We start from the raw sequence: 14,870 nt of genomic DNA, 5'->3' as shown, positions 1-14,870 counted from the left end.
GGTGACCGTGGTGACGATGTCTGCGCCGCGCACCGCGTCGCGCACGGAGCCCGCCACCACCAGCTTCAGGCCGGGCAGGCCGGCGAGGTTGCGCTGCAGCTTGGCGGTGGCCGCCGGGTCGATGTCGAACAGGCGGATTTCCTCGATGCCCAGCAGTTCATGGAAGGCGATGGCCTGGAACTCGCTCTGCGCGCCGTTGCCGATCAGCGCCATGCTGCGGGCGTCGGGCCGGGCGAGGAAGCCGGCGAACAGCGCCGAGGTGGCGGCGGTGCGCACGGCGGTGGTCAGGGTCAGTTCGCCGAGCAGCAGGGGGTAGCCGGTATCCACCCTGGCCAGCACGCCGAAGGCCATTACCGTGGGCAGCTCGACGCGATGGTTCTTCGGGTGGCCGTTGACGTACTTGAAGGCATACAGCTTGCCGTCGTCGGCGGGCATCAGCTCGATCACGCCGAGGGCGGAATGGTTGGCGACGCGGGCGCACTTGGTGAATTCGTCCCAGCGTCGGTAGTCCGCCTCGATGTAGCCGGCCATCGCGCGGATCGCCGCGCCCGGGCCGATCTCGCCGAGCAGTCGGCCAACGTCCTGCACATCCAGATAACGGGTCATGCTGCCATCCTCCTGAGTGGGAGCGCCGCGCGTTCATCGGGCGCCTGGGGTCAGTCTATGCCGCTGGCCAGGAATAACTGTGCTTTCCGACTGCATGGGCTAGTCTTCTGCGCAAAGACAGACTCAGGATGAAGGGAATGAAGAAAAGAAATTCCTGCCTGGCCAGCCTGGATGCCACCGACCTGGCGATGCTGCGCCTGCTGCAGGAGGACGCCAGCCTGTCCAACGCCGAGCTGAGCGAGCGCCTGGCGCTGAGCGTCACGCCCTGCTGGCGGCGGCGCAAGCGCCTGGAGGAGGAGGGCTACATCCGCGACTACCAGGCCAACCTCGACCGCCGGCGCCTGGGCCTGGACATCCTGGCCTTCGTCCACGTGCGCTTCGCCGCCCATTCCGACGACGCCTCGGACCGCTTCGAGGCGACCGTGCGCGAGCTGCCGGAGGTGCTGGCGTGCCACAAGATCACCGGCGACGCGGACTTCCTCCTGCAGGTGCTGGAGAAGGACCTGGACGCCTACGCGGAGTTCGTCGAGAAGGTGCTGCGCAAGCAGCCGGGGATCGCCTCGATCCAGTCGACCCTGGCGCTGCGGGAGATCAAGGATTGCCACCGGATACGGGTGCCGGAGGAGGGGTAGGGCGGCCTGATGGCTGGATCGCGGACGGAGTCATACTGTAGGAGCGGGCCCTGCCCGCGATTTCGCGCGCAGGGCGCGCTCCTACAATGGAAATGGCGTGGGTGGGGCGGCGTAGGAGCGGACTCTGTCCGCGATCGGCGGATAACGCTTCGCGTTATTCACCCTACGTGGCGCCCCGGTGTCGGCTCAATGCTTGGCCGAGCCTTCCGGCAGCGCCAGCAGGGCCTTTTCCTTGTTCCAGTCGAAGGGCACGCCGTTTTCCTCGGCGGCGAAGCGGCGTTCGTCCAGCTGCTGGTACATGTCGATTTCTTCGTCGGGCATGAAGTGCAGGCAGTCGCCGCCGAAGAACCACAGCAGGTCGCGCGGCACCAGGTGGGCGATCTGCGGGTAGCGATGGAAGGTCTGGGCAATCAGGTCCTGGCCCAGGTACTGGGCGCCCACCGGGTCGCGCGGCAGTTCCTCCAGCAGTTCGTCGAAGCGCTCGAGGAACAGGCCGTGGTTCTCCTCCGGGACCTGCTCGGCTTCGCCCAGGGCGCCAAGGATCATGCGCAGGTGCTGCAGTAGGGCGAGGTGGTGGTCAAGGTAGGCGCTGGCCATGGTGGGGTCCTCTGCGGAAACGGCTGAAACGGGGGCGGAGTATATCGGGTTTCGCCGCCCCCGCCGCGCGCCGCCGTTCAACGGAGCGGCCGCGACTGGGTCTGCCGGCGCTGGTTGTCGATCATCCGCCGCTGCATGTCGAGCTGCTGCTGTTGCTGCTGCAGGCGGAACTGTTGCAGGTCGGTGCGCTGGCGCTCGATCGTCTGGTCCTGCAGGCGCTGTTGCTGGCGCTGGCGGTCCAGGGACTGCTGCTGGTCCTTGAGCTGTTGCTGCTTGAGCTGCAGGCGCTGGTCCTCGTACTGCAGGCGCTGGTCCTGCTGCTGGGCGCGGCGTTGTTCGGCCTGGCGCTGCAGGCTGTCGATCTGCTGCTGTTGCGCGTCCAGGTCGACCAGCGGCGCCGGCGGCGGGCTGTTGCGGCTGGGGTAGAGCCAGGAGTCGGCCTGGGCCGTGGCCGCCACGGCCAGGCCGACGAGAAGGATGGTCAGGATGCGCATGGGCGTTCTCCCGGTTGCCATTCCCTGCCAGTGTGCACCCATCCGCCGGCCCTGGCAGCCCCGCGGGCCGAAAACGCCAAGGGCGCCGTGTCGGCGCCCTTGGCGTACTGCTCCCTTCATGGGGTAGGGAAGGGTTCTGCGAGGTCAGACCTTGCCCGGCTGGCCGAGTTCCTCCTTGGCGAAGTCGTCGACGTCGATCACCTGGCGCCGGGCCGCTTCCGCGGCGTGCAGCTGCTGGCCCTGGGCTTCGTCCAGCACCCGCGCGGCCACCGCGGCGTCGATCGGCGACTGGCCGGGCGCGGGCCGCAGCCTGCCTTCCTTGAGCGCCTTGTGCAGCTGCTTCTGCAAGGGCGCCGTCTCGCGCAGGGCGGTGAGGGCGCGCTCCAGGTCGGCCAGCGGGTCGCCCTCGGCGGTGGGCAGGAAGGTGCCGTAGAGGATCGCCTGCAGCGCCGGGTCTTCCAGTGGGCGGCCGAGGATGCCGGCGATCTCCGCGTCCAGCGCGTCGCCCGGGCCCTTGTGGCGGCGGCCCAGGGGGAACACCAGGAGCTTGAGCAGGCAGCCGGCGATGCGGTTGGGGAAGTTCTCCAGCAGCGCGGCCAGGGCCTCCTCGGCTTTCGCCAGGTTTTCCTCCAGGGCCCAGCGCAGCAGCGGTTGCAGGTGTTCGGCGTGGTTCAGGTCGTGGTAGCGCTTGAGCGCCGCCGAGGCCAGGTAGAGGTGGCTGAGGGCGTCGCCCAGGCGCGCCGAGAGGCGTTCCTTGCGCTTCAGTTCGCCGCCCAGCAGCATCATGCTGAAGTCGGCGAGCATGGCGAAGCTGGCCGCCAGGCGGTTCACCGCGCGGAAGTAGGGGCGCGCCACGCGGTCGCCGGGCACGTGGTCGAAGCGGCCGAAGCCCAGGCCCAGCAGCAGGCTGCTGGCGGCGTTGCTCACCGCGAAGCCGATGTGCCTGAGCAGCAGGCGGTCGAACTCGTGGGCGGCGTGGCCCTGGTCCTCCTGCTGGGCCAGGGCTATTTCCCTGAGCACGAAGGGATGGCAGCGGATGGCGCCCTGGCCGAAGATCATCAGGTTGCGCGAGAGGATGTTGGCGCCTTCCACGGTGATGAAGATCGGCGCCGTCTGCCAGGCGCGGCCCAGGTAGTTGCGCGGGCCGAGGATGATGCCCTTGCCGCCGTGGATGTCCATGGCGTGGCTGATGCACTCGCGGCCGCGCTCGGTGAGGTGGTACTTGAGAATGGCCGAGAGCACCGAGGGCTTCTCGCCCAGGTCCACCGCGTGGGCGGTGAGGATGCGCGCGCAGTCCATCATCCAGGCGTTGCCGCCGATGCGCCCGAGGGCCTCCTGGATGCCTTCGAAGGCGCCGATGGGCACGTTGAACTGCTCGCGGATCTGCGCGTAGCGCCCGCTGCTGTAGCTGCAGCCCTTGGCCGCGCTGGTGCCCACCGCCGGCAGGGAGATGGAGCGGCCCACCGACAGGCAGTTCATCAGCATCATCCAGCCTTTGCCGATCATGGCCTGGCCGCCGATGATGCAGTCCAGCGGCAGGAACACGTCCTTGCCAGAATTCGGTCCGTTCATGAAGGCCGCGCCCAGCGGCACGTGGCGCCGGCCGATCTCCACCCCGGGGGTGTCGGTGGGCACCAGGGCCAGGGTGATGCCCAGGTCTTCCTCGCCGCCCAGCAGGTGGTCCGGGTCATGGCACTTGAAGGCCAGGCCCAGCAGTGTGGCCACCGGGCCCAGGGTGATGTAGCGCTTCTCCCAGGTCAGGCGCAGGCCGAGCACTTCCTCGCCCTGCCACTGGCCCTTGCAGACGATGCCGACGTCGGTCATGCCGCCGGCGTCGGAGCCGGCCTGCGGGCTGGTCAGGCCGAAGCAGGGGATTTCCTCGCCGCGCGCCAGGCCCGGCAGGTAGCGCTGGCGCTGCTCGTCGGTGCCGTAGTGCAGCAGCAGCTCGGCCGGGCCCAGGGAGTTGGGCACCATCACGGTGGAGGCCAGGTCGCCGCTGCGGCTGGCCAGCTTCATCACCACCTGGGAGTGGGCGAAGGCGGAGAAGCCCTTGCCGCCATACTCCCTGGGAATGATCAGGCCGAAGAAGCCCTGTTCCTTGATGAAGGCCCAGGCCTCGGGCGGCAGGTCCATGCGCCGGGAAATGTCCCAGTCGTCGACCATGGCGCAGAGCTGCTCGGTGGGGCCGTCGATGAAGGCCTGTTCCTCCTCGCTCAACTGCGGCGCCGGGGCGCCCAGCAGCTTGCTCCAGTCCGGGCGGCCGCTGAACAGGTCGCCGTCCCACCACACGGTGCCGGCCTCGATGGCCTCGCGCTCGGTGTCGGACATCGGCGGCAGCACCTGCTTGAACCAGGCGTACAGCGGGCCGCTGAACAGCTTGCGGCGCAGTTCGGGCAGGGCCAGGGCGGCGGCCACCGCCAGCCAGGGCAGCCAGAGCAGGACCATCCAGCCGTGGGCGTGGCTGAACAGGCCCATGAAGACCAGGTACACGGCGACGATGCCCAGCGCCGGGGCCGGCGCCACGCGGCGGTGGGCGAGCCAGGCGACGCCGAGCACGAGAACGATCAACCAGAGCAACAACATGCGCTTTCCTCCATGACGAACGACAGGACGATCCCCTTGAGCTTAGCCGGGTGTTGGCGCCTTCCTCGGCGAGCTTGGCCGGATCGTCCTCCACGGCGTGCGGACGGGCTGTTTAGACTGGCCGGAACCGTGAAGGAGATTCCCCCATGCAGGCTTACCTCGAACCCGGCCGCTACCTGGATAGTGACCACCCCGCGGTGGTCGAGTTCGCCCGCCGGCACCGCGGCGCCTCGACGCAGCCGCGCGAGCAGGCGGTGGCGTTGTACTACGCGGTGCGCGACGGCATCCGCTACAACCCCTACGTGTTCAGCCTCGATGCGCAGACGCTCAAGGCCAGCCACGCGCTGCAGGCCGGGCAGTCCTACTGCGTGCCCAAGGCCGCGCTGCTGGCGGCTTGCGCGCGCCTGTGCGGCATCCCCGCGCGCATCGGCCTGGCCGACGTGAAGAACCACCTGGCCAGCGGGCGCATGGTGGAGTTGCTGCGCAGCGAGACGTTCGCCATGCACGGCTACACCGAGCTGTACCTGGACGGCCGCTGGGTGAAGGCCACGCCGGCCTTCAACCGCGAGCTGTGCGAAGCCTTCGGCGTGCTGCCGCTGGAGTTCGACGGGCGCCAGGACAGCGTCTTCCACGAATTCGACCAGGGCGGCCGGCGGCACATGGAGTACCTGTGCGACCACGGCCAGTTCGCCGACATCCCCGAGGCGTTCTTCTTCAGCCACCTGCGGGCCTGCTACCCGCACCTGTTCGACGCCGGCCCCACGCCGTTGTCCGGCGACATGCAGGCCGAAGCGCCGAAGCATGAAGGCAATCGATAGTCATCATCAGTCCGCATGCCTTTCTTCTTGCCGCGCCGACCGGTAGGGTGCTCGCATCCACCGGCCGACCTGCCTCGGCCGCGCCCACCCGCCGAACAAGAAGAGGCTGAACGCCATGCTGAAGATCTGGGGCCGCAAGAATTCGTCCAACGTGCGCAAGGCGCTGTGGTGCGCCGAGGAGGCCGGGGTGGCCTACCAGCGCATCGACGCCGGCGGCGCCTTCGGCGTGGTGAACGAGCCGGCCTACCGCGAGCTCAACCCCAACGGCGTGGTGCCGACCCTGGAGGACGGCGACTTCGTGCTCTGGGAGTCCAACGCCATCGTCCGCTACCTGGCGGCCAAGTACGCCGCGGGCAGCCTCTACCCGCAGGACCTGCAGCAGCGCGCCGGCGCCGAGAAGTGGATGGACTGGACCACCTCGACCTTCGCCGGGCCCTTCCGCACGGTGTTCTGGGGTACCCTGCGCACCCCGCCGGAGCTGCGTGACCAGGCTGCCATCGCCGCCGGCATCGAGGCCTGCGTGGAGGCCCTGGCGGTGCCCGAGCAGGCCCTGGCGCGCCAGCCATACTTGTCCGGCGAGCGCTTCGGCATGGGCGACATCCCCCTGGGCAGCTTCATCTACGCCTGGTTCGAGATGCCCATCCAGCGCCCGCCGATGCCGCACCTGGAGGCCTGGTACGCCCGCCTGCGCGAGCGCCCGGCCTACCGCGCGGCGGTGATGACCGCGCTGACCTGAGCCGCCCGCGGCGCCGGCGAAGGTTGCATTTGCCGGCGCCGGCCCTTATCTAGCTGTTCCATTTTCTGCGCCGCCCAGCCACGGGAAATTCCATGAGTTCCGCGCTTACCCTCCGTCAACTGACGAAAACCTACGGCAACGGTTTCCAGGCCCTCAAGGGGATCGACCTGGACGTCGCCGAGGGCGATTTCTTCGCCCTGCTCGGCCCCAACGGCGCCGGCAAGTCCACCACCATCGGCATCCTCTCGACCCTGGTGAACAAGACCAGCGGCACGGTCACGGTGTTCGGCCACGACCTCGACCGCGAGCCGCTGAAGGTCAAGCGCTGCCTGGGCGTGGTGCCCCAGGAGTTCAACTTCAACCAGTTCGAGAAGGTCTTCGACATCGTCGTGACCCAGGCGGGTTACTACGGCATCCCGGCGAAGATCGCCAAGGAACGCGCCGAGAAGTACCTCAACCAGCTGGGCCTGTGGGACAAGCGCAACTCGGCCTCGCGGGAGCTGTCCGGCGGCATGAAGCGCCGGCTGATGATCGCCCGCGCGCTGATCCACGAGCCGCGCCTGCTGATCCTCGACGAACCCACCGCCGGGGTGGACATAGAGCTGCGCCGCTCGATGTGGAACTTCCTCACCGAACTGAACCAGAAGGGCATCAGCATCATCCTCACCACCCACTACCTGGAGGAGGCCGAGCAGCTCTGCCGCAACATCGCCATCATCGACCACGGCACCATCGTCGAGAACACCAGCATGCGCAAGCTGCTGACCCAGCTGCACGTGGAGACCTTCGTGCTCGACCTCAAGGGCGCCGTGGCCCAGCTCCCGCAACTGCCCGGCTACCCGGCGCGGCTGCTGGACGACCACACCTTGGAGGTGCAGGTGGACAAGGCGGCCGGCATCAACGGCCTGTTCGCCGCGCTCAACGCGCAGGGCATCGAGGTGCTGAGCCTGCGCAACAAGACCAACCGTCTGGAGGAGCTGTTCGTGTCGCTGGTCGAGAAAAACCTGTCGAAGGTGGCGGTATGAGCGAGCTGCGCGCCAACTGGGTGGCCCTGAACACCATCGTCTACCGCGAAGTCCGCCGTTTCACCCGCATCTGGCCGCAGACCCTGCTGCCCCCGGCGATCACCATGGTTCTGTACTTCGTCATCTTCGGCAACCTGATCGGCCGGCAGATCGGCGGCATGGGCGGCTTCAGCTACATGCAGTACATAGTGCCGGGGCTGATCATGATGTCGGTGATCACCAACGCCTACGGCAACGTGGTGTCGAGCTTCTTCGGCAGCAAGTTCCAGCGCTCCATCGAGGAACTGCTGGTGTCGCCGGTGTCGCCGCACACCATCCTCCTCGGCTACACCGTGGGCGGTGTGTTGCGCGGGCTGGCGGTGGGCATCATCGTCACGGTGCTGTCGCTGTTCTTCACCAAGCTGCAGGTGCACCACCTGGGCATCACCGTGCTGGTGGTGGTGCTGACGGCCACCATCTTCTCCATGGGCGGCTTCGTCAACGCGGTGTTCGCCCGCAACTTCGACGACATCTCGATCATCCCGACCTTCGTGCTGACGCCGCTGACCTACCTGGGCGGGGTGTTCTACTCCATCCACATGCTGCCGGCGTTCTGGCAGACGGTGTCGCTGGCCAACCCCATCCTGCACATGGTCAACGCCTTCCGCTTCGGCATCCTCGGGGTGTCGGACATCCCGATCGGCACGGCGCTGGTGTTCATGCTGGTGGCGACGGTGATCCTCTACTTCTTCTGCATACGCCTGCTGGTGAGCGGGCGGGGGATGCGGCAGTAGCGGCGGCTCCGTGCTCGGCAGCGAGCGGGGTGAGGCCAAGGCCAAGCGGCGGATAACGCGGAGCGTTATTCGCCCTACGCCAGGCCCGCCATGGACGTAGGGCGAATAACCGTTCGCGGTTATCCGCCGCTACACCTTCCTTGCCGGCCATTGCGTAGTTGAGCCTGGCACGGCTTTGACGGCGGCTCCGTGCTCGGCAGCGAGCGGGGTGAGGCCAAGGCCAAACGGCGGATAACGCCGTAGGCGTTATGCGCCCTACGCCAGGCCGACCATGGACGTAGGGCGAATAACCGTTCGCGGTTATCCGCCGCTACACCTTCCTTGCCGGCCATTGCGTGGTTGAGCCTGGCGCGGCTTTGACGGCGGCTCCGTGCTCGGCAGCGAGCGGGATGAGGCCAAGGCCAAACGGCGGATAACGCGGGGCGTTATTCGCCCTACGTTCTTCAGAACGCCACCTTCACCCCCGCCTCGATGCCGCGCCCCGGCGCCGGCACGCTGTCGCGCAGGATGGAGCTGGCGTAGCGCACCGTCTGGTTGGTCAGGTTCTCGCCCTTGACGAAGGCCAGCCACTGGCTGCCACCCACGTCGAATTTGTAGCCGACGCTGGCGCCCAGGGTGGTGTAGCCGTCGGTGGCGAATTCCTCGTCCGGCACCCGGTGCTGCGAGGCGGCGTGTTCCACGTCCAGGCGCGCCTGCCATTGCTGCAGGTCCCAGATCAGCGCGCTGTTCAGGCGCAGCGGGGCGATGCGCGGCAGCGGCTGGCCGGTGTCGCGGTTCTTCGCCCGGGTGTAGTCGCCGGACAGTTCCAGGTCGAAGTTGCCGTAGGGGCTTTCCAGCAGGTGGATGCGGTCCTGCGCCTCGACGCCGTAGAACTCTGCGCGCACGCCGCTGTAGAGGTATTCCGGCAGGGCCTCGTCGCTGTTGGCGGCGACCACTTCGCCTTCCTCGTCGCGGTAGCGGCCGCTGGCGAGCAGGCCGATGTAGTTGGAGAAGCGGCTGTAGAACACGCCGACGCTGCCCTTGTGCACGCCGTTGTCGAAGCGCAGGGCCAGGTCGGTGGAAACCGCCTTCTCCTTGTCCGCGTCGGCGTCGCCCACCTCGAAGGTGCCGGTGGCGGCGTGGGGGCCGTTGGCGTACAGCTCGTAGAAGGTCGGCGCGCGCTCGGTGTAGCTGAGGGTGGCGGCCAGGGCCCAGATCGGCGTCAGCTGGTACACCGCGCCGGAGGACAGGCTGCCGGCGGTGAAGCTGCGGCCGCCGTCGTTTTCGGCGAAGCGTTCGTTGCCCTTGGCGTCCGGGTCGATGCGGCTGTGTTCGACGCGGCCGCCGAAGCTCAGCGCCAGACGCTCGGTGGCCTGCCAGTTCTCCAGGAAGAACAGCGCCGCGCTGTCGGTCTCGGTGTGCGGCACGAAGGCCTCTTCGCCCAGGGCCGAGAAGCGGCTGTTGGCCACCTGCGCGCCGACCACCCCCTGCAGCGAGCCGATAGGCTTGTGGCGGGCCTCGATGCGCGCCTCGTAGCCGTCGTTCTTGAAGGTGGTGCCGGTCTCGCCGTCCTCGATCTCCTTGTGCTGGTACTCGGTGTAGGCGGCATCCAGCTTCACCGAGCTGAACGGGCCTTCGAGGTCGCGGATTTCCGAGGCGAAGGCGTAGCGGTCCTGCTGCATCTTCAGGCGCACGTCGTCCTCGGCCGGGGAACCGTAGTTGCTGTCGTAGCCGCTGTAGGACAGGCCGGCGTAGCCGTGCTCCCAGTGGTAGCTGCCGCCGATGGCGCCGCTGTCCTGGCGGCCGTCGCTGTTCTCGACGCGGTGCCTGGCGTCGTCGCCGTCGAGGGCGCGCTGGCGGCTGGAGTGGGCGTAGCCGGGAATGCGCAGGTCGTTGAACTCGCGGGAGCCGGCGTCCAGGTGCAGGGCGAAGTTGCCGTCGCCGGCCTCCAGCGCGCCGGCCGCGCTGCGGGTGGTGTCGGCGCCGCCGTAGCGCAGCTCGCCCTGGCCGTGCACGCCGTCCACCGGTTCGCTGGGGATGCGGTTGTCGAAGCTGTTGACCACCCCGCCGATGGCGTTGCCGCCGTAGAGCAGGGCGGCCGGGCCGCGGACCACCTCGATGCGCTCGACTACGTTGGGGTCTTCCGGCACGGCGTGGTCGTAGGACAGCGACGAGGCGTCCAGCGCGCCCACGCCGTTGCGCAGCACGCGGATGCGGTCGCCGTCCATGCCGCGGATGATCGGCCGGCTGGCGCCGGGCCCGAACCAGGTGGAGGACACCCCCGGCAGGCCATCGAGCGTCTCGCCCAGGCTGCCTTTCTGGCGCAGCGTCAGCTCATCGCCCTGCAGCACGCTGCTGGGGGCGGCGGGTTGCACCTCGCCCAGCGGGTTGGCGGTGATCACCTGGTCCGGCAGGGCGGCGGGGCGGGTGTCGGCCAGGGCGGGAACGGCGAACAGGGCGAGGGTCAGTGGCGCCAGTGGCCAGCGGGGCAGGGGGCGGGACGGGGACATCGGTGGGCTCCTTGGTTTTTTGCGGGCAGAACGCGCCCCTCCCGTGCCGGTTCGGGTTGTGCGAAGGCTCAAGGTCGGGGCTTGGCGGGCCGCTCGGTGGGGCGGCTTTAAAATAGTTTGTTATAACATAACATTCTCTGGGGTTTGAAAATCAAGTTCTTTCAGACCCGAAAGTGCTAGCGGCAAGGCTCAAGCCAGGTTCATCGGCAGCGTGCCGTGGAGTTTTTCGCAAGAAGTCCAGAGCTTTTCGCAAGAATGCCGGGGCAGGGTGCCACTAGATTCCGCCATTCGCTTGTGCGGGTTGCACCTGAGTGCAACCGTTCGGCGATTCGGTGCAACAAGGGCTTTTCCTTGCGCTAGAATCCGCCGCCCGCGCGCGTCCCCGGACGTGCGCCGGGCAATGTGGCGAAGGCCGCCCCGGGACTGGTGAGGGGGCGCCGAAGAATCAGCCGCCCGCGTGGTGCAACCGCGACGGATGGCGACAGGGGTGGCAGCGGCGCTTGCGCAAGACCGCTGCCACCCCGTCGTGCCGAACGGCACGGCAGGGGGACCGGCGCCAACAGCGCCAGCCCCGACGAGCAAGGGCCCGGGTTACCCACCGGGCCTGGATAAAAACAAGCGTTAGGGGAGCCCCCATGAGCGTCAACACGCCAACACTGGTCACGTTCGTGATCTACATCGCGGCCATGGTCCTGATCGGACTCGCCGCCTACCGTTCCACCAACAACTTCTCCGACTACATCCTCGGCGGCCGCAGCCTCGGCAGCTTCGTCACGGCCCTTTCGGCCGGCGCCTCGGACATGAGCGGCTGGTTGCTGATGGGCCTGCCGGGGGCGATCTACCTCTCCGGCATCTCCGAAAGCTGGATCGCCATCGGCCTGATCGTCGGCGCCTACCTGAACTGGCTGTTCGTCGCCGGCCGCCTGCGCGTGCACACCGAGCACAACGGCAACGCCCTGACGCTCCCCGACTACTTCACCAACCGCTTCGAGGACAACAGCCGCATCCTGCGCGTGCTCTCGGCGGTGGTCATCCTGGTGTTCTTCACCATCTACTGCGCCTCGGGCATCGTCGCCGGCGCCCGCCTGTTCGAAAGCACCTTCGGCATGTCCTACGAGACCGCCCTGTGGGCCGGCGCCGCCGCGACCATCGCCTACACCTTCGTCGGCGGCTTCCTGGCGGTGAGCTGGACCGACACCGTGCAGGCCTCGCTGATGATCTTCGCGCTGATCCTCACCCCGATCATCGTGCTCTTCGCCACCGGCGGCGTGGAGCCGACCTTCGCCGCCATCGAGCTGAAGGACGCGGCCAACTTCGACATGCTCAAGGGCGCCTCCTTCATCGGCGTGATCTCGCTGATGGCCTGGGGCCTGGGCTATTTCGGCCAGCCGCACATCCTGGCGCGCTTCATGGCCGCCGACTCGGTGAAGTCGATCCCGGCCGCGCGCCGCATCTCCATGACCTGGATGATCCTCTGCCTGGGCGGCGCCGTGGCCGTGGGCTTCTTCGGCATCGCCTACTTCCAGGCCAACCCGGAACAGGCCGGCGCGGTCACCGAGAACCATGAGCGGGTGTTCATCGAGCTGGCGAAGATCCTCTTCAACCCGTGGATCGCCGGCGTACTGCTGTCGGCCATCCTCGCCGCGGTGATGAGCACCCTGAGCTGCCAGCTGCTGGTGTGCTCCTCGGCGCTGACCGAGGACTTCTACAAGGCCTTCCTGCGCAAGAACGCCAGCCAGCTCGAGCTGGTCTGGGTCGGCCGCGCCATGGTGCTGCTGGTGGCGCTGATCGCCATCGCCCTGGCGGCCAACCCGGAAAACCGCGTGCTGGGCCTGGTGTCCTACGCCTGGGCCGGCTTCGGCGCCGCCTTCGGCCCGCTGGTGCTGTTCTCGGTGCTGTGGAAGCGCATGAACCGCAACGGCGCCCTGGCCGGCATGCTGGTCGGCGCGGTCACCGTGATCGTCTGGAAGCAGTTCGGCTGGCTCGGCCTGTACGAGATCATCCCCGGCTTCCTGTTCTCCAGCATCGCCATCGTGGCCTTCAGCCTGCTCGGCCCGGCCCCGTCCAGGGCCATGCAGCAGCGCTTCGACGAAGCCGAAGCGGAGTACGGCGAGGCCCACCTGCCGGCCTCGGCCCCTGCCACCGGCCGCTGATCCGCTGAGCTGTACCCAAGGCCGCGGTCCCGCAAGGGGCCGCGGCCTTTTTCATGGGTGCCCGCCGCGTAGCGCCTCGGCATAGCGCCAGCAGGCGAACAGGCACAGCGCCAGGCCCGCCATGGCCACGGCGCCGCCGACGTTGCCGATCTGCGCCAGGCCGATGCCGCCGACCACCCGGCTGCCCAGCAGCGCGCCGCCGCCGATGCCGACGTTGTACAGCCCGGAGAACATGGCCATGGCCACGTCGGTGGCGTCGTGGGCCAGCATCAGCACCTTGGCCTGCAGGGCCAGGCCGAAGCAGAGGATGGCGGCGCCCCAGAACAGGCTCAGGCCGAGCAGCGCCAGGGGCTCGCGGGCCAGCGGCAGGAGCAGCAGCAGGCAACTGCCCAGCACCGCGATGGCGATGCACGGGAAGGCCCGCGGGAAGCGCTCGCTGTAGCGGCTGAAGAGGATCGAGCCGAACAGCCCGGCGCCGCCGAACAGCAGGAGCAGCAGGGTGGTGCGCTGGCTGTCCAGCGCGGCCACCTCGCGGGCGAAGGGCTCGATGTAGCTGTAGGCGGTGAACTGCGCGGTGATCACCAGCACGGTGAGCACGTACAGCGACACCAGCGCCGGGCGCCGCAGCAGCACCGGCAGGCTGCGCAGCGAGCCGGAGTTCTGGCTGGGCAGCAGCGGCAGCGCGCGGGCCAGCCAGAGCACCACCAGCAGCGACACGCCGGCGATGGCCAGGAAGGTCGCGCGCCAGCCCATGGCCTCGCCCAGCACGCGGCCCAGGGGGATGCCCAGGACCATCGCCAGGATGGTGCCGGTGGCCAGCAGGCCCAGGGCTTTCGCCTGCTGGCCGGGCGGCGCCACGCGCACCGCCAGGGAGGCGGTGATCGACCAGAACACCGCGTGGGCGAAGGCGATGCCGAAGCGGCTGAGCATCAGCGTGGTGAAGCTCCAGGCGACGCCGGAGAGTAGGTGGCTGCCGATGAACAGGCAGAAGATCGCCACCAGCAGGCGCCGTCGCTCCATGTTGCGCGTGGCCAGCATCAGCGGTAGCGAGGTGAGCGACACCACCCAGGCGTACAGGGTGAGCATCAGCCCGGCCTGCTCGGGGCGCATGTCGAAGCTGCGGCCGATGTCGCTGAGCAGGCCTACCGGGACGAACTCGGTGGTGTTGAAGATGAAGGCGGCGATGGCCAGGGCGATGACGTTCAGCCAACTGCCGGTGCGGGTGTCTTGCCGGTTGTGCATGGGAATCCTGAGTGGGGGTGGGGCTCAGGCCGAACCCCCGGCCACGCGCGATGCCCCGGCGTCGAGGGGCCGGGCGCGGGCGGGCGAAGAGGAGTCGTTGTAGGTATGGGGGATGCGGCGGTCGCGGCGGCCATTCTACGCCGCGCGCCGGGCGCCTGTCTGCGCCTGGGCTGCGCGCCTGGCGGCTTGCTGCTAAGGTGCGCGCATTTCCCGCATCGACGAAGCCCGACCATGAGCGAAACACCCAAGGACCCGCTGCACGGCATCACCCTGCAGGCCATCCTCGAACGCCTGCTGGAGCAGTACGGCTGGGAGGGATTGGCCAAGCGCATCGACATCCGCTGCTTCAAGAGCGAGCCCAGCATCAAGTCCAGCCTGACCTTCCTGCGCCGCACGCCCTGGGCGCGGGAGCAGGTGGAGAAGCTCTACGTGCAGATGGTGCGCGGGAAGGGTCGAGCGGATGGTCCGGCGTGACCGATACCCCGGCAACCTGTGGGAGCGGGCCCTGCCCGCGAAATCGCGCGCAGGGCGCGCTCCTACATGGGAATGGCGTGGGTGGGGCAGCGTAGGAGCGGATCTCATCCGCGAATCGCGCCGGGATGGCCGGCTATCGCGGACAAGGTCCGCTCCTACGGGGGAGGAATACCGTGTTTCCCGGCAACCTGTAGGAGCGGGCCCTGCCCGCGAAATCGCGCGCAGGGCGCGCTCCTACATGGGAATGG

13 protein-coding genes are annotated in these 14,870 nt (G+C 68.5%); 7 read left to right on the top strand and 6 right to left on the bottom strand.

Features of this window, described 5'->3' with window-relative positions:
* Positions 1 to 606, bottom strand: a 606-nt coding sequence (locus tag VV867_RS29800) for an ornithine cyclodeaminase (protein ID WP_328568332.1), incomplete at its 3' end; no start/stop codon positions are given.
* Positions 607 to 743: 137 nt separating this feature from the next.
* On the opposite strand from VV867_RS29800, the gene VV867_RS29795 reads away from it, so the two are divergent.
* Positions 744 to 1,238, top strand: a complete 495-nt coding sequence (locus tag VV867_RS29795; RefSeq protein ID WP_328568331.1) for an Lrp/AsnC family transcriptional regulator — start codon at positions 744 to 746, stop codon at positions 1,236 to 1,238.
* 186 nt (positions 1,239 to 1,424) lie between these two features.
* Here the strand turns inward: VV867_RS29795 and VV867_RS29790 are convergent, their stop codons facing one another.
* The 3 genes from VV867_RS29790 to VV867_RS29780 all read right to left on the bottom strand — a co-directional run bounded on the left by VV867_RS29790 (position 1,425) and on the right by VV867_RS29780 (position 4,912).
* Entirely contained in the window at positions 1,425 to 1,835 is a 411-nt protein-coding gene (locus tag VV867_RS29790) for a PA2817 family protein (RefSeq protein WP_109936354.1), read from the bottom strand.
* Positions 1,836 to 1,912: 77 nt separating this feature from the next.
* On the bottom strand, positions 1,913 to 2,329 hold the full coding sequence (locus tag VV867_RS29785) for a PA2816 family glutamine-rich protein (RefSeq protein WP_109936355.1): 417 nt from the start codon (positions 2,327 to 2,329) through the stop codon (positions 1,913 to 1,915).
* 144 nt (positions 2,330 to 2,473) lie between these two features.
* On the bottom strand, positions 2,474 to 4,912 hold the full coding sequence (locus VV867_RS29780) for an acyl-CoA dehydrogenase (protein ID WP_328568330.1): 2,439 nt from the start codon (positions 4,910 to 4,912) through the stop codon (positions 2,474 to 2,476).
* 146 nt (positions 4,913 to 5,058) lie between these two features.
* On the opposite strand from VV867_RS29780, the gene VV867_RS29775 reads away from it, so the two are divergent.
* The 4 genes from VV867_RS29775 to VV867_RS29760 all read left to right on the top strand — a co-directional run bounded on the left by VV867_RS29775 (position 5,059) and on the right by VV867_RS29760 (position 8,264).
* Entirely contained in the window at positions 5,059 to 5,730 is a 672-nt protein-coding gene (locus VV867_RS29775; protein ID WP_089391654.1) for a transglutaminase-like domain-containing protein, read from the top strand.
* Between the two features lie 115 nt (positions 5,731 to 5,845).
* Entirely contained in the window at positions 5,846 to 6,466 is a 621-nt protein-coding gene (locus VV867_RS29770) for a glutathione S-transferase family protein (protein ID WP_328568329.1), read from the top strand.
* A gap of 92 nt (positions 6,467 to 6,558) precedes the next feature.
* Positions 6,559 to 7,491 (top strand): ABC transporter ATP-binding protein, encoded by a 933-nt coding sequence (locus VV867_RS29765; protein WP_109936358.1) that lies wholly within the window; start codon positions 6,559 to 6,561, stop codon positions 7,489 to 7,491.
* On the top strand, positions 7,488 to 8,264 hold the full coding sequence (locus VV867_RS29760) for an ABC transporter permease (protein ID WP_109936359.1): 777 nt from the start codon (positions 7,488 to 7,490) through the stop codon (positions 8,262 to 8,264). Before VV867_RS29765 ends, VV867_RS29760 begins: the two co-directional genes overlap by 4 nt.
* Before the next feature lie 443 nt (positions 8,265 to 8,707).
* On the opposite strand, the gene VV867_RS29755 is transcribed toward VV867_RS29760, so the two are convergent.
* Positions 8,708 to 10,753, bottom strand: coding sequence for a TonB-dependent receptor (locus VV867_RS29755; RefSeq protein WP_328568328.1), 2,046 nt, complete (start codon positions 10,751 to 10,753; stop codon positions 8,708 to 8,710).
* 635 nt (positions 10,754 to 11,388) lie between these two features.
* On the opposite strand from VV867_RS29755, the gene putP reads away from it, so the two are divergent.
* Positions 11,389 to 12,906: a sodium/proline symporter PutP gene (putP, locus tag VV867_RS29750; protein WP_109933129.1), complete on the top strand. Its 1,518-nt coding sequence runs from the start codon at positions 11,389 to 11,391 to the stop codon at positions 12,904 to 12,906.
* Positions 12,907 to 12,957: 51 nt separating this feature from the next.
* Here putP and VV867_RS29745 read toward each other — a convergent pair whose 3' ends face one another.
* Positions 12,958 to 14,148 carry a sugar transporter gene (locus tag VV867_RS29745; RefSeq protein ID WP_328568327.1) on the bottom strand — a complete coding sequence of 397 codons (1,191 nt, stop codon included), beginning with the start codon at positions 14,146 to 14,148 and terminating at the stop codon, positions 12,958 to 12,960.
* Positions 14,149 to 14,379: 231 nt separating this feature from the next.
* On the opposite strand from VV867_RS29745, the gene VV867_RS29740 reads away from it, so the two are divergent.
* Complete coding sequence (locus tag VV867_RS29740; protein WP_109933127.1) at positions 14,380 to 14,622, top strand: VF530 family DNA-binding protein; 243 nt, start codon at positions 14,380 to 14,382, stop codon at positions 14,620 to 14,622.
* Positions 14,623 to 14,870: the final 248 nt, after the last annotated feature.

Source organism: Pseudomonas sp. JH-2 (genome assembly GCF_036231725.1).
Lineage (GTDB): Bacteria > Pseudomonadota > Gammaproteobacteria > Pseudomonadales > Pseudomonadaceae > Pseudomonas > Pseudomonas delhiensis.
Note: the sequence above shows the minus strand (reverse complement) of the source record. Positions and strands in the feature narration are given on the sequence as shown.

Bases quoted from the DNA above. Each gene is read 5' to 3' on its own strand.
- VV867_RS29795 (WP_328568331.1), top strand. From the start codon at position 744: ATGAAGAAAAGAAATTCCTGCCTGGCCAGCCTGGATGCCACCGACCTG.
- VV867_RS29790 (WP_109936354.1), bottom strand. From the start codon at position 1,835: ATGGCCAGCGCCTACCTTGACCACCACCTCGCCCTACTGCAGCACCTG.
- VV867_RS29785 (WP_109936355.1), bottom strand. From the start codon at position 2,329: ATGCGCATCCTGACCATCCTTCTCGTCGGCCTGGCCGTGGCGGCCACG.
- VV867_RS29780 (WP_328568330.1), bottom strand. From the start codon at position 4,912: ATGTTGTTGCTCTGGTTGATCGTTCTCGTGCTCGGCGTCGCCTGGCTC.
- VV867_RS29775 (WP_089391654.1), top strand. From the start codon at position 5,059: ATGCAGGCTTACCTCGAACCCGGCCGCTACCTGGATAGTGACCACCCC.
- VV867_RS29770 (WP_328568329.1), top strand. From the start codon at position 5,846: ATGCTGAAGATCTGGGGCCGCAAGAATTCGTCCAACGTGCGCAAGGCG.
- VV867_RS29765 (WP_109936358.1), top strand. From the start codon at position 6,559: ATGAGTTCCGCGCTTACCCTCCGTCAACTGACGAAAACCTACGGCAAC.
- VV867_RS29760 (WP_109936359.1), top strand. From the start codon at position 7,488: ATGAGCGAGCTGCGCGCCAACTGGGTGGCCCTGAACACCATCGTCTAC.
- VV867_RS29755 (WP_328568328.1), bottom strand. From the start codon at position 10,753: ATGTCCCCGTCCCGCCCCCTGCCCCGCTGGCCACTGGCGCCACTGACC.
- putP (WP_109933129.1), top strand. From the start codon at position 11,389: ATGAGCGTCAACACGCCAACACTGGTCACGTTCGTGATCTACATCGCG.
- VV867_RS29745 (WP_328568327.1), bottom strand. From the start codon at position 14,148: ATGCACAACCGGCAAGACACCCGCACCGGCAGTTGGCTGAACGTCATC.
- VV867_RS29740 (WP_109933127.1), top strand. From the start codon at position 14,380: ATGAGCGAAACACCCAAGGACCCGCTGCACGGCATCACCCTGCAGGCC.